Below are 18,594 nucleotides of genomic sequence, written 5' to 3'. Positions count from 1 at the left end.
CTGCATCAAGGCACAGAACAGCCTGTCGTGAATATATCCGCGCAACTTAACGAGACTCGGAACGCGAAAATGGACGTTGTAACCCTTGTCGATCAGATCGGAGAGGCCCCGACCGCGGCGCTCTTCGGGCTTGCCACCGGCACAATATTCGGCGTCGCGGCGCAACGGTCGCGGTTTTGTCTGCGCGCGGCCACCGTCGAATTTGCACGCGGGGCGATGGGCGCATCGGTTTCGGTCTGGTTGCTGACCTTTTCAACGGCGATGGTCTGGGTTCAGGTGGCCCAATTGCTGGGCCTGATGAACAGTGCGGATGCCCGCATCATGGCCGTGCCCGGCAGCTGGTCGGGCGCAATCATCGGCGGATTGATGTTTGGCGCCGGCATGGTTCTGGCGCGCGGATGCTCCGGGCGTCTTCTGGTCATGGCCGCGACCGGCAACCTGCGATCGGTCGTCTCGGGTCTGATCTTTGCCGTCGTCGCACAGATGAGCCTGTCTGGCATCCTGTCGCCCCTGCGGGACAAACTGGCGATGCTGTGGATCACGTCCGGCGGACGCAACATGGATTTGCTGACCACGGTCGGTCTGCCACAGCAGTCCGGGCTGGTTCTGGGGCTGCTGATTGCGGTCTTCGCCCTTGCACTGTCGCGCCGGAACCGGATCGGCGCCGCGCGGCTTATCTTTGCCTCGGGTGTCGGATTTGCGGTGGCGGTTGGCTGGGTGACGACCTTTGCGCTATCGCAGGTCGCCTTTGAACCGGTTCAGATCGAAAGCGCGACGTTCACCGGACCGTCGGCCAACACCCTGATGTTCTTCCTCGACCGGTCCTCGGTCCTGGAATTCGACGTGGGGCTGGTGCCGGGGGTTTTCCTTGGGGCGTTCGTGTCGGCCTTGCTTGCCAAGGAACTGAAATTTCAAGCCTTCGACGGCCCCGTGACAATGCGCAAGGCGATGATCGGCGCGGCGCTGATGGGGTTTGGCGGGATGCTGGCCGGGGGCTGCGCCATCGGCGCGGGGGTGACCGGCGGATCGATCTTTGTCGGCACCGCATGGTGTGCCCTGTTCTTCATGTGGGTCGGCGCGATGGCAACCGATTTCCTTGTCGATCAGCGCGCCCAACCGGCCTTTGCCTGATCAATAAAAGCTCTGCGGGTCGATATCGACGCTCAGCCGCAAATCGCCCTTGAGTCGGAACGGCGCAATCCAGCGGGACAAGGCGCCCTGCAGCGGCGTGCCCTTGTCGGCCTTGACCAGCAACCGCACCCGGTGCCGCCCGCGCACCCGCGCGATGGGCGCGGGTGCCGGGCCAAAGACCTGCGCACCGATCTGGCGCAAGGGGCCATCATTGCGCGCCAATGCATTGCCCAGATCGAACACCTGCCCGACATCGGAGCCAGACAGGATGATCCCGGCCATGCGCCCATATGGCGGCACACCCGCGGCTTCGCGTTCGCGCGCCTCGGTGCGCCAGAACCCCGTTTCATCCCCTGACAGGATCGACCGGATCACCGGATGCTCGGGCTGATAGGTCTGCAACATTGCCTCGCCCGGTTTTTCGGCGCGCCCCGCCCGGCCCGCCACCTGCCGCATCAGTTGAAAGGTACGCTCGGCCGCGCGCAGGTCGGACCCCTGCAGGCCAAGGTCCGCATCGATCACCCCGACCAGCGTCAGCAAGGGAAAGTTGTGCCCCTTGGCCACCAACTGGGTCCCGATGACGATATCCGCCCCCCCGGCGGCAATGTTCTCGATTTCCGCCTTCAGGGCGCGCGCACTGCCGTACATGTCGGAACTCAGCGTCGCGATACGCGCCTCCGGAAACAGGGCACTTGCCTCTTCGCTTAACCGCTCGACACCGGGACCGACGGGCGCAAGGCGATCCTCGGCATCGCAGGACGGGCATTTCGTCGGAATGGGTTTGGTTTCACCGCATTGATGGCACATCAGCCGTTTCATGAACCGGTGTTCGACCATGCGCGCATCGCAATGATCGCAAGCCACCTGCTGGCCGCAGGCCCGGCACAAAGTCACCGGCGCATATCCGCGCCGGTTGATGAACAGAAGCGACTGTTCGCCCTTCTCCATCCGCATCTCGACCGCCTTTTGCAGGCTGGGTGAAATCCACCGACCCGATTGCATCGGCTCGGACCGCATGTCGATGGCGCGCATGGCCGGCATCACCGCATCGCCAAATCGCGCGGTCAGTTCGACGCGCGCATATTTCCCTGCCTCGGCGTTTGCCCAGCTTTCCAGCGACGGTGTCGCGCTGGCCAGAACCACCTGCGCCCCCAGGATCGAGGCGCGCAAAACGCACATGTCCCGCGCGTTATAGAGAACCCCATCTTCCTGCTTGTAGGATGTGTCATGTTCCTCATCGACGATGATCAGGCCCAGATTTTGAAACGGCAGGAACAGCGCCGACCGCGCCCCGACCACCAGTTGCGCGCTTCCCTGCCCAACCATTTTCCAGATGCGCCGGCGCTCGGTCATGGTCACACCGGAGTGCCATTCCGCAGGGCGCACCCCGAACCGCGCCTCGACACGTGTCAGAAATTCAGCCGTCAATGCAATCTCGGGCAACAGCACCAGCGCCTGGCGCCCCTGCCGCAACGCCTCGGCGACGGCCTCAAGGTAAACCTCGGTCTTGCCCGACCCGGTAACCCCTTTCAGCAACGTCGTTCCGTAATTTCCGGACCGCAGCGCCAGCCGCAAATGTTCGGCGGCGGCTTCCTGATCCTCGGTCAATTCCTTGCCGGGCCGCTCGGGGTCCAGCGGCGGGAAGGGCAGGTCCCTTGGGCTGTCCTCTTCCAGAACAGCGTTTTGTTTGACCAACCCTTTGACGACCGACGATGTCACTCCGGCCATTTCGGCCAGTTCCTTAAGGGTGAAAGACAACCCGCCATATTCGGTCAGAACCTCCAGAACACGGGTACGCGCATCCGTCATCCGGTCCGGAGTCGCGCTGCCAAGGCGATAGACCTTGCGCATCGACGGCGGGTCACCCAGGCCCGGCGCCCGGGTGGCAAGGCGCAACATCGCGGGCATCGGGGTCAGCGTGTAATCGGCCGCGCGGCGCAGGAAATCGCGCATCTCGTCCCGCATCGGGGCAACGTCCAGAACCCGAGTCACAGAGCGCACCTTGGACAGATCATAGTCACCATTCCCGGGCCCCCAGACCACGCCGATCACCTTGCGCGGGCCCAACGGCACCTCGACAAAGGCACCGACATGACACCCGCCTTCGGGCGCCTTGTAATCCAGCACGCGGTCCAGCGGCTGGGTGGTCAACACCCCGATCAGTGCGCCTTGGTCAAAGTAGTCGGGTTCCTGCAAATCTTCTGCCTCTGATGGCTGGCGAAAATGTTTCCGCTAACACTCGCCCCCGCTTCGGGGGTTTTCGATGCGCTGTCTATGAGGTAAAGCCAAGCCGATCCAAGGCCAACCCATCAAAGGATGCTGCCACATGAAATTCTTCGTAGACACTGCCGAAATTGACGCAATCGCCGAGCTTAACGATCTGGGCATGGTGGACGGTGTGACAACCAACCCGTCGCTGATCATGAAATCGGGCCGCGACATCCTGGAAGTGACCAAGGAAATCTGCGACCTGGTCGATGGCCCGGTCTCGGCCGAGGTCGTCGCCACCGAAGCCGACGACATGATCGCCGAGGGCCGCAAGCTGGCCAAGATCGCTGAAAACATCGCCGTAAAGGTGCCGCTGACATGGGCCGGTCTCAAGGCCTGCAAAACCCTGAGCGACGAAGGCAACATGGTGAACGTCACGCTGTGTTTCTCGTCCAACCAGGCCCTTTTGGCCGCCAAGGCCGGCGCGACCTTCATCTCGCCCTTCATCGGACGGCTGGACGATATCAACCTCGATGGCATGGAGCTGATCGAGGATATCCGCACCATCTATGACAATTACGGGTTTGAAACCCAGATCCTGGCCGCGTCGATCCGCACGGTGAACCACATCACCGAAAGCGCGCGCATCGGTGCCGACGTCATCACCGCCCCGCCCGAAGTGATCCGCAAACTGGCCGATCACCCGCTGACCGACAAAGGATTGGCCGCCTTCATGGCCGACTGGGCGAAAACCGGTCAGAAAATCCTGTAAACCTGATCGAATGGGCGCCGGCACTCCGTGCCTGGCGCCCTTTTTGCCAGTGCCGCACAGACGCAACATTATTTGGCGCAGGCATATTTTTTGGCAGCAAAAAGAAAAACGCGTGATATAAAGCGCGCCAAGATAAATAGAGGCGAGCATGAGCAGTAGCCCGAAACTGGAAGACACGTTGCGCTCGGCGATCATCGCCAAGCCAGATGCAATTCTTGACGATCAGGATGTGATGCACGCCCTGATCGCGGCCAATGAAAAATCCATGGGCGGCAATATTGTCGACCTGCGCGGTATCGCGATGGAGCGGCTGGAATCCCGCCTCGACCGGCTGGAAGACACCCATCGTTCGGTGATCGCGGCGGCCTATGAAAACCTTGCCGGGACAAATCAGGTGCACCGCGCGATTTTGCGAATGCTTGACCCCAAGGATTTCGAAACCTTCCTGCGGGATCTGGGTGGCGAAGTCTCCGAGATTTTGCAGGTGGACCGCATTACGCTGGTTCTTGAATCGGCAACCCAGACACAAGAGGGCGATCCCGCCGTCAAGAAACTGGATACAGTGCTGACGGTTGTCGATCCGGGTTTCATCGACGCTTACCTGACCCAGGGGCGCGGCGGACAGGCCCGGCAAGTCACGCTGCGCCAGACCCAACATGCATCGCCATCGGTTTACGGCGACGCCGCCGATTGGATCCGGTCCGAGGCCTGTCTGCGTCTTGATCTCGGCGCGGGGCGACTGCCCGGCCTTCTGGTCATGGGCGCCGAAGACCCGCACCAGTTCTCACCGCAACAGGGCACCGATTTGCTCAGCTTCTTTGCCGGCGTATTTGAACGATCAATGCGCAACTGGTTGTCTTGAGCACGCTGATTTCCCCGGCGTGTCGCGACGCGCTTTCTCTCTGGCTTGACGGACGCCGCGCATTGGCCGGCGCGGCGGAAAACACGATTACCGCCTATCAGGGCGACGTGGCCGAATTCCTGTCCTTCATGACCCTGCATCACGGCCAGCCGCAGGGTCTTGGCGCGCTGGAACGCATCACCGTGTCCGACATGCGCGCCTGGATGGCCAGCGCCCGCAGCAGCGGCGTCGGGACGCGATCCCTTGCGCGCAAACTCTCGGCCGTGAAAAGTTTTTATCGCTGGCTTGCCGACCGTGAAGGGTTTGAACCCACCGCCGTTCTGTCGACACGGTCGCCCAAATTCCAGAAAAAACTGCCCCGCCCGCTGGCCGAAGACGCGGCGCGCGCGATGATCGACACGGTTGAAATGCAATCGGAAAAACCCTGGGTCGCCGCGCGCGATGCGGCGGTGGTGACGGTTCTTTACGGCTGCGGATTACGCATTTCCGAGGCGCTGGGGCTGACCGGCGCCGATGCCCCGCTGGGGCAGGTGCTGCGCATCAAGGGCAAAGGCGGAAAGGAGCGTATCGTTCCCGTCATCGACGCGGCCCGCACGGCGGTTGAGGCCTATACCCGGCTGTGTCCGTTCGCCCTGGAAAACGACGCGCCCTTGTTCCGCGGCGTGCGCGGTGGCGCCCTGTCTGCCCGCGTGGTGCAAGGCGTGATGGCCCGCGCCCGGATGCAACTGGGCCTGCCCGCAACTGCAACCCCCCACGCCCTGCGCCACAGTTTTGCAACCCATCTTCTGGCTGCGGGTGGCGACCTGCGCGCCATTCAGGAACTTTTGGGCCATGCATCCCTGTCGACCACGCAGGCCTATACGGCCGTGGACACCGCGCGCCTTATGGATGTCTACAACAGCACCCACCCCAAGGCCTGAGCGTAACACTCAGGGCACGGCGCTTCGTGATCACTCCCGCGCTCTGAATTTTCTTTTGCATCACCCCTGCGCATCCGGCATGAGGAAAGGCATGACTCCGCAACTGCGTGCATTATCCGTCCACCTTTTCACCGCAACCGGTGCAGTTTTTGCCATGCTGGCGATGCTGGCGGCGGTCGATGAAAAATGGGACATGATGTTTCTCTGGCTGGTCGTCGCCTTCTTTGTCGATGGCATCGATGGCCCGCTTGCCCGGCGCTATCACGTCAAACATTATGCACCCGAATTCGATGGCGTCCTGCTTGATCTGATCATCGACTATCTAACATATGTGTTCATCCCGGCCTTTGCCCTGTTCAAATCAGGGCTGATGGATGGTTGGACAGGGTGGTTTGCAATTATCATCATCACCTTTGCCAGCGCCATGTATTTCGCTGACACGCGCATGAAAACAAAGGACAATTCCTTTGCCGGTTTTCCCGGATGCTGGAACATGCTGGTGCTCGTGATCTTTGCGCTGAAACCGAATTTCTGGGTCAGCCTGTCGCTGGTCACCGCCCTGTCCGTCGCGATGTTCCTGCCGCTGAAATTCGTACACCCCGTGCGCACCGAACGCTGGCGCAAGATCACCCTGCCCATTGCCATCGCATGGACGTTCTTTGCCGGATGGGCCGCCTGGGTCGATTTCCATCCCCAGAGTTGGGCGCACTGGGGGCTGATCCTGACCAGTGTTTACCTGCTGTTTGCGGGGATCGCGCAGATGATCATACGCGAACCCACGTTTCGCGGTCGCTATTGATCGCAGGTCAAAAAACCGCGTTCAGCGTAAATTCCTTGCCGTTATGGGTAAAGCTGTCCCCGGCTTTCAGCCCATCCATCGCCTTGTAAATCGGGCTTTGCGTGGAAATCCCCATATAAGTCCTGCCATCGTGATCAAAGCGCCCGGTTGAAACGGCCACAACGAAACTGCGGTTGTTGAACATCACGACGGACCCCAAACGCACCGTATCGGTCAGCGACATGTCGAGGTTTTCCAAAACGTCGATCTTGGCATGATGGCGATGCACAGGTTCGTCGAATGCCGCGGCCAGATCGGCGTTTTCGCGGGCTTCGGCAATGTCGGAATTGTCGCGGGTTTCCGTGTTGTCGACCACCGCGTCATGCAAGAACCGCTCATGATGCTCGACCGCCGTGGCCAGCTCCAGTTCTTCCAACTTCAGCATGCGGTCCCTGAGGTCCCGTTTCAGTGCCAACCGCTGTTCATCGCTTTTCATTCACAGTCTCCCGTTGCGTTTGTATTTCATAAATCCTAGCCGCCACCCGGCGACCCTACCTTGATCTGTGTCACCCTTTTTTCCCGTCAGATCAACAGGCTGGCCGCCCCTTCGTGTCTGAGCAGGGCAACCTTGGTTTCCACGCCGCCCTTGCCGGAAAACCCCGTCAGCCCCTTGGCCCCCATCACCCGGTGACAGGGAATGATGACCGGAATGGGATTGCCGCCACAGGCCCCGCCCACGGCCTGGGCCCGCGCGTTCAGATCCTGCGCAATCTCTCCATAAGTCCGGGTGTCCCCAAACGGGATGGCCAGCATCGCCTCGCAAACCGCAACCTGAAACGCCGACCCCCGGATCGACAGCGGCAGGTCGAATTTCTCCAATTCCCCCGCATCATAGGCCCGCAATTGTGCCGCTGCCTCTTTCAGCAACGCGGTTGCATCGGGCCTGGCAACGGTCGCCCAATCCACGGCCACAAGGGCGCCGTCCTCTTCTGTCAGGGTCAGCGCGCCAAATTGTGTATCTACCGAAAGTTCGGGCATGGCTTACCCTGCCGCGCGCGCGACAACATGACAAGATGCGAGGAAGACCGCGCAGACCCGGACAGGTCTGCGCGCCCAAATCAATCGAGCGCCGCGTCGCAGCGCCCGCAAACACCCGGATGGTCATGCTGACCGACATCCGGCAGGATTTTCCAGCAGCGCTGACACTTCTCGCCCTCTGCCTTGGCGAACACCACGCTGACACCCGGCACGTCCGCCAGGCGGAACGCCTCTTGCGGCCCGGCGGCATTATTCAGTGACACGCCCGAGGTGATGCAGATATCGTCGAAATCAACCGATTTCAGCGCGTTCAGGATGTCGCCATCTTCGACATGAACAATCGGTGCGGCCTCAAGCGAGGCGCCGATCATCTTGTCGGTGCGCTGCACCTCAAGCGCGGCGGTCACGACGCGGCGCGCCTTGCGGATGGCCGACCACTTTTGCTCAAGGGCAGTATCGCGCCAGCTTTCCGGGGTGTCCGGGATATCCTGCAAATGCACGCTGCTGTCATCGCCGGGGAACCGTTCAAGCCAGACCTCTTCCATGGTGAACACCAGAACCGGTGCCAGCCAGGTGGTCAGTCGATGAAACAGCAGGTCCAGAACCGTGCGCGCGGCGCGGCGGCGCAAGGTGTCGCCATCGCAATAGAGCGCATCCTTGCGAATGTCGAAATAAAAGGCCGACAGGTCCACCGTCGCAAAATTGAACACCGCGCTGAACACGCCCTGGAAATCAAAGCCGCGATAGCCCTGACGCACCGTTTCATCCAGTTCAGACAAGCGATGCAGGACCCATCGCTCCAGCTCCGGCATATCGGCCGTATCAACGCGATCCGCTTCGGAGAAATCCGACAACGACCCCAGCATGAACCGCATCGTGTTGCGCAACCGGCGATAGCTGTCAGCCACGCCTTTCAGGATCTCGGGGCCGATCCGCTGGTCGGCGGTATAATCGGTCTGCGCAACCCACAGGCGCAGTATGTCGGCGCCATATTGCTTGACCACCTCCTCGGGCACGATGGTGTTGCCCAGTGACTTGGACATCTTGTTGCCCTTGGCATCCAAGGTGAACCCATGGGTCACCACGTTGCGATACGGCGCACGCCCCAAGGTGCCACAGGCCTGCAACAGCGATGAATGGAACCAGCCGCGGTGCTGGTCGGTACCTTCCATATAGACATCGGCGATACCGTCGGGTGAACCGTCTTCGCGATCCCGCAGAACAAAGGCGTGGGTCGATCCGGAATCGAACCACACATCGAGAACGTCAAACACCTGATCATACTCATCCGCGTTACCCGCATCCCCGATGAACCGCGCCTTCGCCCCATCCGCATACCAGCAATCCGCGCCCTCGGCTTCGAACGCTTCGGTGATGCGGGCGTTGACGGAATCGTCCTTCAGCAGGAAGTCCGGGTCTGTGGGCAAGGCGCCCTTCCTGGTGAAACAGGTCAGCGGCACGCCCCAGGCGCGCTGGCGGCTCAGAACCCAATCCGGGCGCGTTTCGATCATGGAATAAAGACGGTTGCGGCCCGATTGCGGGGTGAATTTCACCAGCTGATCGATCGAGGTCAACGCCCGTTCGCGGATCGTCTTGCCATAGGTGTCATTGCCGCCCGCCGGCTTGTCGATGGCGGCAAACCACTGCGGTGTGTTACGATAGATCACCGGCGCCTTGGAGCGCCAGGAATGCGGATAGCTGTGCTTGATCTTGCCACGGGCCAGAAGGCCCCCAACCTCGGCCAGCTTGTCGATGACAGCCTTGTTGGCATCGCCTTCCTTGCCGTTGGGCTTGAGGATGCGCTTGCCCCCGAACAGGGGCAGATCGGCGCGGAACGACCCGTCCTCGACCACGTTATAGGTGATGACCTCTTCCAGCATGCCCAGATCGCGGTACAGTTCGAATTCGTCCATCCCGTGGGACGGGGCGCAATGGACGAACCCGGTGCCGTCCTCATCGGTGACAAACGGCGCGGCACGGAAATCGCGCGGGGCGTCCCATTCGCCCTCGCCGCCTTCGACACCGGCCAGCGGGTGCTGCAGGGTCAAGCCGGAGAGTTCGAACGCACTGACGTCACGTACTCGCTTCCACATTCCCGTTTCAAGACGCGCGCGCGACATCACATCTTCGGCGCGATTGTCCGCAAGGATAAAGCGGTCGCCGACATTTGCCCAAGATTCCTCCGGAGTTCCTGTGACCTCGTACAGCCCATAGTCAAAGTCATTGCCATAGACGACGCCCTTGTTGGACGGGATGGTCCAGGGAGTGGTCGTCCAAATAACTACATAAGCGCCTTCAAGTTGCTTGCTTTCCTCTTGGGCTTTGGCTTTAGCTTCAGGCGTCGCGTCTCCTTGAATTGGTGGAAGGTAGATATTCTCATCCGGCCTCAAAACCCGGAACTTCACCCAGATCGTAAAGCTATCCTTGTCGTGATACTCGACCTCGGCCTCGGCCAATGCGGTTTGTTCGACCGGCGACCACATCACGGGTTTTGAGCCCTGGTACAGCGTGCCGTTCATCAGGAATTTCTGGAATTCCTCGGCGATCACGCGCTCGGCGTGGAAATCCATTGTCAGATAGGGGTTTTCCCAGTTACCGGTGATGCCCAGGCGCTTGAATTCATCACGCTGGATGTCCACCCAGCCCTCGGCAAACCGACGGCACTCCTGACGGAAGTCGACGATATCCACATCGTCCTTGTCCTTGCCCTTGGCGCGGTACTGTTCCTCGATCTTCCATTCGATCGGCAGGCCGTGACAGTCCCAACCGGGCACATAGCGCGCATCATGGCCCATCATCTGGTGCGACCGCACGATCATGTCCTTGATCGTCTTGTTCAGCGCATGACCGATGTGCAGATGGCCGTTCGCATAGGGCGGGCCGTCATGCAGGATGAACGGGGTCCGGCCCTCTTTTTCGCGCAGGCGGTCATAAATGCCCAGTTCCGCCCACCGTGCAAGCCACTCCGGCTCGCGCTTGGGCAGGCCCGCGCGCATCGGAAAATCGGTTTTGGGCAGTTTCAGGGTTTCTTTGTAATCGACGGTATCGGCGCACATGTCAGGCGTCCTTCGCATGGCAAAACGGGTAGGGTTCAGGCAGTCGGTGCGATAACTCGAACACCTTTGTCCGGCGGCTCCTGAAATCAGAGCGCCGGGCACATAATTCGAATGGGTATCAAGGAGAAACCTCTCATGGCTGGCGTTATAGGCTTGGGTTTCAGCGGGGTAAAGTGGCCCCGTCCAGCCGAACTGCCGCAGTGCCTGCGCCTCCGTCAGGCGTGAAACAGCAGCCCGACCCCATAGGCCATCGCGGCGGCGGCCCCGCCAATCAGCAATGTCTCTCCACCGGAATACCACCAGGGCGCCAGCGACCAGCGGCTTTTCAATGCTCCGATGGAAAAGAAAACCCCCATCGTCATCCATGCCGAAACGGTAAAGGCCTTGGGAACAGAGAACAGGAACGGCAACAGCGGGATCATTCCGGCAACCATGAAGGCCCCGAAGGTGGCCAATGCAGCCCGCATCGGATGCGGATCGACACCGCCAAGGCCATATTCGCCATCGACCATCAGTTCGATCCATTTATCGCGATCCTGGGTGATCTCTTCGGTGGCTTCTTCCAACACCCGGCCCGACAACCCCTTGCGGGACAGGATTTCGCGCACTTCGCGCCGCTCTCCGTCGGGATATTCAGCGATGTGGCGTTCCTCGATCGCCAGAATCCGGCGCAGGTTGTCCCGCTCGGCCTTGGCCCCGGAATAGTTGCTGGCAGCCATGGAAAACCCGTCCGCGAGGACGTTGGCCAGCCCCAGCGCCACGATCACAAAGGGCGGCAACCCGGCCCCGGCAACACCCGCCACGATGGCAAAGGTGGTGACCGATCCGTCAATGCCCCCATAAACGAAATCGCGCAGAATGCCCCGACCGGGGGGCGCACTGATACGTTTGGCGATTTCTTCCTCGCTGTGGCCATGGTCAATCATTGCGATCCTCCGCTGCGGTGTCCCGTGTATCTTGCTCCGGTCGACGGGTCATTGACCATGCGCAAGATCAGCAATCATTCCCGTCGCAGTTGCGCGATAATTTCGACAGGTGCAACCCGCCCCGCGCGCACATTGGCCATCATGTTGGAAACTTTGGTCGATGTGCTCTTGCCCATGACGATATGCAGACCCAGCGCCGGTAGCGCCGACATCCGGGCCTGTTGCCGGGACATCTTGTCAAAGAAGTCCAAGGCAAATGCGCGCCGATCCGTTTCGGCAGTGACGTCGAACCCGGCCTGCGCCAAAGCCGCGCGGTATTCGGCCGGAGACGCAACGACGCTATGATCCGGATGCGAGGCCCAGGGCACCGGGAATTCCAGAGGGTCGTCGCTGACCTGCATCACATCGTAAATGCCAAGCCGGCCACCTGGTTTCAGCACACGGGCGATTTGTGAAAACAGGCCGGCTTTGTCGGCGATGTTCATCCCGACATGGATGAGATATGCCGCGTCGAACACGGCGTGTTCGAACGGCAGATCCAGCGCATTACCCTGAACAAGCGTCACGGCATCGGCCTGCCCAGTCAGTTCAGACAGCGCGTTACCGGTTTTCACGAACTCTGCCGCCAGATCGATTCCGGTCACGTGCGCCCCGGTCAGATGCGCAGCAAGGCGCGCAGGCCCGCCGATACCACAGCCGATGTCCAGAACGTGCTGACCCGCGGTCAGGTCAAGGTGTTCGAACAAGTGTTCGGTCGCGATCCGTCCGCCGATGTGGAATTCATCCACCGGTGACAACACGTCAGGGTCAATGGGCGGCGTCACGCCCATCTGCACCAGCCCCTGCAGGATCCGCTCCAGCAGCGCGCCCTGGTCATAGTGCAGGGCTATGTCATCCTTGTCTGGCATGGTGATCTCCCCCCAATGTCTGTCTGACGGTGCCCAGTTTACGCGCGAATGCGCCTGAACACACCGCCTGCCGCCCGCTCATTTCGATTGTCGCGAAAACAGACCAGTTAGCGCACGCTGCACGATCTTGCGCACCGAGGGGCGCCGTTCAGTGGAAAACGGCAGCGGACGGCAAACCTCCATCGCGGCGACGCCGACCCGCGCGCTCAGGGCGCCATTGACCAGCCCCTCGCCAAACCGGCGCGACAGCTTGCTCAGGATCGATCCGCCCAGCACCGGTTCCAGCAGGTCATCACCGACCGCGACCGCCCCTGTGGCGATCAAATGCGCAAACACAGCCCGCGTCAGGCGCCAACTGCCCAGAAAACCGGACCGCCCGCCATAGATCTCGGCAACCCGCCGGATCATGCGCAGACTCGAGGTCAGCGCGGCAAAGACATCTGCCAGCGCCAGCGGCACCAGCGCGGTAACCGTTGCAACCTGCCGGGCGGCCGCCTCGACCTCGCGGCTGGCCGCGGCGTCCAGCGGCGCGAGCAGTTCTGACTCGACCAGCCCCAGCACGACCACGGCATCAAATTGCTCCGGCACCCGCTCGGCCAGCCGGTCACGGCCCCATCTGGTTTCTTCGCGACCAGCATAAAACCGGATCAACCGGTCCGATACGTCGCGCGCCTTCTTCAGATCGTTCTCGGCCAGGGCTTCGTCGGCCGCCCTGCGCAGCATATCGATCCGTCCAAGCCGCGCGAACGCCGCCAGTTCGCGCAGCGCGATGATCCCCAGCACCAGAAGGAACAGACCGAACAAGATGGTGACCGCCCACCCCAGAACCGGTGAGCGCGCCAAAAGGCCAGTCGCGAAATCCCACGCAGCAACCGAAACCACGGCCCCGATCAGGGCAACCGCCAAGCCCCAGAACCACCGCGCCAGACGCGAGGGTTTGCGCGCGCCGATGCGGGCCGCCACCTGCATCGCCCGCCCCGTCACCGGGGGCTGCTGCAGATCGGGCACCGGCGGGGCGTCGGCCACCGTCTGCGCCGGTTCGGCCTTTTTCTCGGTCAGATCGATCAGGACCGGTCCTTGGGTCATGCGCCTGTCTCCTTTGACCAGGTGAAGGTGATACTGGGCAGGTTTTCGTCGGTCTCGGCCCCGATGCCGCGCGATTTCTCGACAAACCCTTCGCGGCGATAGAACCGCAAGGCCCCAGTATTGGCCTGAAAGCACCGCAGCCACAAAACCCGGCTGTGGTGCTTGGCGTGATCCAGAAGCACCCTGCCGATGCCGCGCCCCTTGGCCTGCGGCGACAGGTACAGTCCGCAAATTTCGTGCCCGTCACGGGCAAGAAACCCGCAGATTTCGTCATTGGCCAGCGCGATGGTCACCCAGCCCCGGTCAATCATCGCCCCGCAAAACGCAATCGTCTGCGCAGCTGAATAGAGGTCCGGCATCCATTTATGGTCGTCCTGAAACTGCCACATGATATCACCGATGCGCCCGGCATCGGTGGGTTGGGCCGGACGGATCCGCACGCTCACAACCGGTCCCCCAACAAGAATTGCGCGGCGCGGTCCAGACGGATGTGCGGCGGCCCCTCACCCGGGCGCAGCGTCAGCGGCGCCGGCGCAAAGGACATCGCCTGAAATTCGCCGTCCAGCCATGCAGTGGCCCCCGCGCTGGTCTGCCCCAAAAGCCGCGCCGGATTTTCCGGAAGTTCACCGGGGTAGAACGCCGCCTCCTTGCCGGTCTCAAGCAACGTGCCCCGGACACAGTGCAGGGTTGCGCCCTCGTGCTGGCGATCTTCCTCGGTCGTCGCACGCAACGCGGCAATTGCCATGGCGGCGGTCTCGGCCCCGGCAAAGCGTGCCCGCTCCTGGGCCTCGCGGATCAGCGCCTCCATGATGGCGCTCAGGCGGGCATGCTGTGTGTGATGCAGATGATCGGCCTTGGTCGCGGCAAACAGGATCTTGTCCACACGCCGCCCGCGAAAAAGCCGCGACAGGAACGCGTTGCGCCCCGGCCGGAATGCGCCAAGAATATCGGCCATCGCCCCGCGCATGTCGGCAACGGCCCCGGGCCCCTTGTGAATGGCGCCCAGAGCATCGACCAGAACGATCTGGCGATCGATCCGGGCAAAATGATCGCGGAAAAACGGCTGCACGACCCGTGATTTATAGGCTTCGTATCGCCGCTCCATCTCGCGCCACAGGGATCGGCGTGGCGCCCCGTCCTGATCCGGTAGCGGCGCAAAGGTCAGAACCGGCGACCCGGCCAGATCGCCGGGCAACAGAAACCGGCCCGGTGTGCAATCGGACCAGCCATTGCCACGCGCGGCTGTCAGGTAATCGGTAAAGCTGTGCGCCAGCGCCTGTGCCCGTGGTTCGTCCAGTTTCACTGTGCTGTCCTCGGCCAGTGCCATGGCATGATACGCGCCCGCCTCGGGCCGGTCGGCGATCCGCTCCAGCGTCTCTTGCGACCACTGGGCATAGGTTTTGTCCAGCAATGCCAGATCCAGCAGCCACTCGCCGGGATAATCCACGATATCAAGATGAATGGTGCGCGGCCCCTGAAGCCCCGCCAGCAACCCCGCCGGGCGCACGCGCAGCGACAACCGCAGTTCACTGATCGCGCGGGTGCTGTCGGGCCAATGCGGTGTGACGCCGGTCAGCGCCGCGATGTGGTTTTCATAGTCAAAGCGCGGCACCGTGTCGTCGGGCTGGGGCTGCAGAAAGGCGGCGCTGATCCGCCCCTCTTGCGCGGCAACAAGGCCCGGCATCCGGCCGCGGTCCAGCAGGTTGGCCACCAGGGAGGTGATGAAAACGGTTTTCCCCGACCGGGCAAGTCCGGTCACCCCCAAGCGGATAACGGGTTCGAAAAACGTTTCGGAAATGGTGTCGTTCACGGAATCGACGCCACGCACCAAACTGTCGGCTAATGTTGAAATAACCACGCGTTACGCCCTGCCCCATCTGCCCGCCCTCAAGATAGGCCGCGCCCGCCCGCGTTACCAGAGCCAAGCGCCCTTGCCCGAACGCAGCACACAGGATACCAGCGCGGGCATGCCCAGATTTGCATTGAAAGTGGAATACCAAGGCGCCCCGTTTGCGGGCTGGCAGCGGCAGACTGATCTGCCGACCGTACAGGGCGCCATCGAGTCGGCGCTGGCCCGGCTGGAACCCGGCCCACACACCATTGCCGCCGCTGGCCGCACCGATGCCGGCGTCCACGCCCTGGGCCAGGTGGCGCATTGCGATCTTGAAAAAGACTGGGATCCTTTTCGGCTGGGCGAGGCGCTGAACTATCACCTGAAACCCGCCCCCGTCGCCATTGTCGCCTGTGCCCGCGTCCAAGAGGATTGGCATGCGCGGTTCTCGGCGGTGGAGCGCGAATACCTGTTCCGCATCCTGATGCGCCGCGCCCCGGCCACGCATGACAGGGGACAGGTCTGGCAAGTCAGCCATCCGCTGGACGTGCCCGCAATGCAGGAAGGGGCCAATTTCCTGCTGGGCAAACATGATTTCACCACCTTCCGCTCGACCATCTGTCAGGCCGCCAGCCCTGTCAAAACGCTGGACGAACTGCGCGTGGTGGCCGTTGACGGGTTTTCCGGCCCCGAGGTGCATTTCCACGTCCGCGCGCGATCCTTCCTGCACAATCAGGTACGCAGCTTTGTTGGCACACTGGAACGCGTCGGCGCTGGGGCATGGGCCCCGTCAGACGTACGCGACGCACTGGACGCATGCGACCGGGCCGCGTGCGGGCCGGTCTGCCCGCCACAGGGGCTATATCTGAAACGGGTTGGGTACCCGACGGACCCGTTTGAACAAAGCTGAGTTTCGCGGTCAGTCGTTGTCGATCTCGCCCGCGCCAGCCCCCGCCCGGCGCGAGGCCTCGCTTTCAGGCACAAAGGTCATCCGCGCCAATCGCTCAAGTTCGCTCCAGATGTCGGCGGGAACGTCATAGGGCGGGTCTCCGGCGTGGGGCGAGCGGAGCAGCGCGCACAACTCATCCCCACCTCCATTTTCATCGAACTCTACCATCAGGCAGGCCTCGCACAGGTCGGCGTGGCGCGATGTCGATGAGATGCACTGGACCACGGCGTCCAGCGCCTCGGCCCCCATCCCCGGCGCAACGCGCGCAAGATCTTCGGTCACCGCCAGCGGCAGGCCGGCGCCGCGGGCGGCCTTGGACACCAAAGCGGATATTTCATTGGCAGATCGTTTCATGACATTCCGAAATAGGGCAGCCACCAGTCATCGGCGCGGTCCAGTTCATCAAACAAAGGTGCCCCCTGCGCCAGCGTGATCCGGGTCCAGCGGTCGGATTTCGGATCAAACTTGGCCGCGCCGAAAAAGGCCAGCTTGCAACGCAGCATGTCGATCGGCTTGCAGGTTTCGCCAATCAGGTTGTCCCGGATTTCGGCATAGGGATGGCGGATCACCGTCTGCACCCGCCGCATCGCCGCCCGATGGCCGGGAAAGACCTTGAGAAACGCGATGACGTCACCGTCAAACCCGTCCAGATCGCGCGCCATGGCATGGACCTGCCGCGCGATGTCCAGCGGGCTTTCGCGCTCGGCGCCGGGTTCCTCGTGCCGGCGCCCCAACCGGGGCTCCAGTTTTTCCTCGGACACGTACCAGAACTGCGCATTGTTCTCGGTCGCTTCGAAATCCAGCCCCAGCGCCCAGTCCCAATCCCGAAGCAGAGCCGTGCGAATGTCGGCCATGGACAATTCGGGATCAAGACGCGGCAGATGTGGGTTTGCCATGCACTCGGCCAGGCCATCGACAAGATCGCCAAAGGGTTCCAGCGCCAAGGCGAGAAAAAGCTCTTGGCATTGCAGGGATTTCATCTTGAGATTTTCGGCCATGACATTGATCGCAAACGGCATATCAACATCGAGCGAGTTCAGGAATCCGATGACATCCGCCCAGTCCCGGCGCAGCTGTTCGATGGACACCTGTGCGGCGGCATCCGGCACCTGCCACTCGGCCAGATGCCGGTCCGCGCGTGCCGCCAGCGATTGCAGCCGCGAGACGTGCTCCGGCGCCAGCTTTTCCACGTCCCTGACACGGGCAAATGCCATTTCCCGCGCCTGCATCCAGGAATCCAACAGCCGTGGGTGACTGACAAGGAACGGGGCCATGCCAAGACCGGTTGCATTGCCGATGCCCAGATGCCGTTTCAGGGTCCTGTCCAAAGGACTCTGTCCCAGGTGTTCGACCAGATCATGGGTGAACCCGCGGATCAGCCAGACGGTCAGCATCTCGGCCATGAACGGACCGCCCAGACCCGGGCGATCGGCAATATGCGCCCGGTCGGCGATGCCGAACTTGCCATTTCCGTACACCGCCGTGGTGCGCATAAGGTATCCGGTTTCGCGGATCCTCTGGGCATCGGGCTGTGACCCGCTGCGCAGCGATGACACGACATGTTCAAACAGGCGGACCGATTTGTTGGCGCGGCTCAGGATCAGGTCACGCGGCGTGAACCGGGCGGCCTCCTGCAGGGGGGCCGATGCGCAGATGCGCGCGATTTCGTCCTGATCGGGCACGCCGTCATAGAGAACATAGGCCGTGTCCCAGGCCGTGGCGATCACACGATCCGTGCGCTGATCTTCCGGCAGGCGCGATGAAACGGCGACCAGAGAATAGGAATGCCCGCCAAGGGTCACGGTATAGACCGCGTGCCCGTACCCCTCAGCGTCGATGTTCCAGACAGGGCGCGTCACTTGCGCCTTTTCATCGCGCACTCGCCGCAGCAAAGTAGGCAGGAACGACAACCGCGTCGGAAACGCCGCGCCCATCCGCGCCAATCGCATGACCTGCGCGGGGGGGCGGACCGGAATTGTTGGCGGGGCTGCGGTCATGTTCACGGCGGCTTCCTTGATGGCGACACCTGTATCAAGCGATATGGTTGCCTACTTCGGCCCGTTGTTTCAATTCAAAACACGACGCCCGCACCGCTTTTCGTGCGTTTGGGTCCTCAACCCGGGCCGGGC

At 62.2% G+C, this 18,594-nt stretch carries 17 protein-coding genes; 6 read left to right on the top strand and 11 right to left on the bottom strand.

The features are described from left to right. The first annotated feature begins 69 nt into the window (after positions 1–69). On the top strand, positions 70–1,131 hold the full coding sequence (locus ACXYMO_RS10495) for a YeeE/YedE family protein (RefSeq protein ID WP_458878643.1): 1,062 nt from the start codon (positions 70–72) through the stop codon (positions 1,129–1,131). Here the strand turns inward: ACXYMO_RS10495 and ACXYMO_RS10490 are convergent, their stop codons facing one another. After that, positions 1,132–3,327 carry a primosomal protein N' gene (locus tag ACXYMO_RS10490; protein WP_458878642.1) on the bottom strand — a complete coding sequence of 732 codons (2,196 nt, stop codon included), beginning with the start codon at positions 3,325–3,327 and terminating at the stop codon, positions 1,132–1,134. It lies immediately after the preceding gene. 130 nt (positions 3,328–3,457) lie between these two features. Here ACXYMO_RS10490 and fsa point away from each other — a divergent pair, with 130 nt between their 5' ends. From fsa to ACXYMO_RS10470, 4 genes are all read left to right on the top strand, one after another. Further along, positions 3,458–4,111: a fructose-6-phosphate aldolase gene (gene fsa, locus ACXYMO_RS10485; RefSeq protein WP_458878641.1), complete on the top strand. Its 654-nt coding sequence runs from the start codon at positions 3,458–3,460 to the stop codon at positions 4,109–4,111. A 148-nt stretch (positions 4,112–4,259) separates the two neighbouring features. Continuing rightward, positions 4,260–4,973, top strand: a complete 714-nt coding sequence (locus ACXYMO_RS10480) for a DUF484 family protein (RefSeq protein WP_458878640.1) — start codon at positions 4,260–4,262, stop codon at positions 4,971–4,973. Then, positions 4,970–5,893, top strand: a complete 924-nt coding sequence (locus ACXYMO_RS10475; protein WP_458878639.1) for a tyrosine recombinase XerC — start codon at positions 4,970–4,972, stop codon at positions 5,891–5,893. The genes ACXYMO_RS10480 and ACXYMO_RS10475 overlap by 4 nt, the downstream gene beginning before the upstream one ends. Before the next feature lie 91 nt (positions 5,894–5,984). Beyond that, on the top strand, positions 5,985–6,692 hold the full coding sequence (locus ACXYMO_RS10470; protein ID WP_458878638.1) for a CDP-alcohol phosphatidyltransferase family protein: 708 nt from the start codon (positions 5,985–5,987) through the stop codon (positions 6,690–6,692). A 7-nt stretch (positions 6,693–6,699) separates the two neighbouring features. Here ACXYMO_RS10470 and ACXYMO_RS10465 read toward each other — a convergent pair whose 3' ends face one another. The 8 genes from ACXYMO_RS10465 to ACXYMO_RS10430 all read right to left on the bottom strand — a co-directional run bounded on the left by ACXYMO_RS10465 (position 6,700) and on the right by ACXYMO_RS10430 (position 15,543). Next, the gene (locus ACXYMO_RS10465; RefSeq protein WP_458878637.1) at positions 6,700–7,167 is read right to left on the bottom strand and encodes a hypothetical protein; all 468 of its coding nucleotides are present in this window, start codon (positions 7,165–7,167) and stop codon (positions 6,700–6,702) included. An 86-nt stretch (positions 7,168–7,253) separates the two neighbouring features. Further along, entirely contained in the window at positions 7,254–7,709 is a 456-nt protein-coding gene (locus tag ACXYMO_RS10460) for a methylated-DNA--[protein]-cysteine S-methyltransferase (RefSeq protein ID WP_458878636.1), read from the bottom strand. Between the two features lie 80 nt (positions 7,710–7,789). Beyond that, a complete protein-coding gene (ileS, locus tag ACXYMO_RS10455) occupies positions 7,790–10,765 on the bottom strand; it encodes an isoleucine--tRNA ligase (RefSeq protein ID WP_458878635.1) in 2,976 nt (991 codons plus the stop codon). 215 nt (positions 10,766–10,980) lie between these two features. Next, a complete protein-coding gene (locus ACXYMO_RS10450; RefSeq protein ID WP_458878634.1) occupies positions 10,981–11,691 on the bottom strand; it encodes a VIT1/CCC1 transporter family protein in 711 nt (236 codons plus the stop codon). Between the two features lie 74 nt (positions 11,692–11,765). Next, positions 11,766–12,599: an SAM-dependent methyltransferase gene (locus tag ACXYMO_RS10445; RefSeq protein WP_458878633.1), complete on the bottom strand. Its 834-nt coding sequence runs from the start codon at positions 12,597–12,599 to the stop codon at positions 11,766–11,768. A 78-nt stretch (positions 12,600–12,677) separates the two neighbouring features. After that, entirely contained in the window at positions 12,678–13,685 is a 1,008-nt protein-coding gene (locus tag ACXYMO_RS10440) for a YcjF family protein (protein ID WP_458878632.1), read from the bottom strand. Then, positions 13,682–14,131 carry a GNAT family N-acetyltransferase gene (locus ACXYMO_RS10435; RefSeq protein ID WP_458878631.1) on the bottom strand — a complete coding sequence of 150 codons (450 nt, stop codon included), beginning with the start codon at positions 14,129–14,131 and terminating at the stop codon, positions 13,682–13,684. Before ACXYMO_RS10435 ends, ACXYMO_RS10440 begins: the two co-directional genes overlap by 4 nt. After that, entirely contained in the window at positions 14,128–15,543 is a 1,416-nt protein-coding gene (locus ACXYMO_RS10430; RefSeq protein WP_458878630.1) for a YcjX family GTP-binding protein, read from the bottom strand. The genes ACXYMO_RS10435 and ACXYMO_RS10430 overlap by 4 nt, the downstream gene beginning before the upstream one ends. A 109-nt stretch (positions 15,544–15,652) precedes the next feature. On the opposite strand from ACXYMO_RS10430, the gene truA reads away from it, so the two are divergent. Continuing rightward, positions 15,653–16,426, top strand: a complete 774-nt coding sequence (gene truA / locus ACXYMO_RS10425) for a tRNA pseudouridine(38-40) synthase TruA (protein WP_458878629.1) — start codon at positions 15,653–15,655, stop codon at positions 16,424–16,426. A 9-nt stretch (positions 16,427–16,435) separates the two neighbouring features. Here the strand turns inward: truA and ACXYMO_RS10420 are convergent, their stop codons facing one another. Then, the gene (locus ACXYMO_RS10420) at positions 16,436–16,819 is read right to left on the bottom strand and encodes a hypothetical protein (RefSeq protein ID WP_458878628.1); all 384 of its coding nucleotides are present in this window, start codon (positions 16,817–16,819) and stop codon (positions 16,436–16,438) included. Next, positions 16,816–18,462 (bottom strand): hypothetical protein, encoded by a 1,647-nt coding sequence (locus tag ACXYMO_RS10415; RefSeq protein WP_458879077.1) that lies wholly within the window; start codon positions 18,460–18,462, stop codon positions 16,816–16,818. The genes ACXYMO_RS10420 and ACXYMO_RS10415 overlap by 4 nt, the downstream gene beginning before the upstream one ends. Positions 18,463–18,594: the final 132 nt, after the last annotated feature.

The organism is Arenibacterium sp. CAU 1754 (assembly GCF_054482635.1).
The sequence above is the reverse complement of the archived record's forward strand: the minus strand, read 5'-3'. Positions and strand labels throughout refer to the sequence as shown.

What these genes read in the sequence shown, in the direction of transcription:
- ileS (WP_458878635.1), bottom strand. Translation starts at nt 10,765, where the DNA reads ATGTGCGCCGATACCGTCGATTACAAAGAAACCCTGAAACTGCCCAAA.
- ACXYMO_RS10480 (WP_458878640.1), top strand. Translation starts at nt 4,260, where the DNA reads ATGAGCAGTAGCCCGAAACTGGAAGACACGTTGCGCTCGGCGATCATC.
- ACXYMO_RS10440 (WP_458878632.1), bottom strand. Translation starts at nt 13,685, where the DNA reads ATGACCCAAGGACCGGTCCTGATCGATCTGACCGAGAAAAAGGCCGAA.
- ACXYMO_RS10415 (WP_458879077.1), bottom strand. Translation starts at nt 18,462, where the DNA reads ATGACCGCAGCCCCGCCAACAATTCCGGTCCGCCCCCCCGCGCAGGTC.
- ACXYMO_RS10465 (WP_458878637.1), bottom strand. Translation starts at nt 7,167, where the DNA reads ATGAAAAGCGATGAACAGCGGTTGGCACTGAAACGGGACCTCAGGGAC.
- fsa (WP_458878641.1), top strand. Translation starts at nt 3,458, where the DNA reads ATGAAATTCTTCGTAGACACTGCCGAAATTGACGCAATCGCCGAGCTT.
- ACXYMO_RS10420 (WP_458878628.1), bottom strand. Translation starts at nt 16,819, where the DNA reads ATGAAACGATCTGCCAATGAAATATCCGCTTTGGTGTCCAAGGCCGCC.
- ACXYMO_RS10445 (WP_458878633.1), bottom strand. Translation starts at nt 12,599, where the DNA reads ATGCCAGACAAGGATGACATAGCCCTGCACTATGACCAGGGCGCGCTG.
- ACXYMO_RS10460 (WP_458878636.1), bottom strand. Translation starts at nt 7,709, where the DNA reads ATGCCCGAACTTTCGGTAGATACACAATTTGGCGCGCTGACCCTGACA.
- ACXYMO_RS10495 (WP_458878643.1), top strand. Translation starts at nt 70, where the DNA reads ATGGACGTTGTAACCCTTGTCGATCAGATCGGAGAGGCCCCGACCGCG.
- ACXYMO_RS10450 (WP_458878634.1), bottom strand. Translation starts at nt 11,691, where the DNA reads ATGATTGACCATGGCCACAGCGAGGAAGAAATCGCCAAACGTATCAGT.
- ACXYMO_RS10470 (WP_458878638.1), top strand. Translation starts at nt 5,985, where the DNA reads ATGACTCCGCAACTGCGTGCATTATCCGTCCACCTTTTCACCGCAACC.
- truA (WP_458878629.1), top strand. Translation starts at nt 15,653, where the DNA reads ATGCCCAGATTTGCATTGAAAGTGGAATACCAAGGCGCCCCGTTTGCG.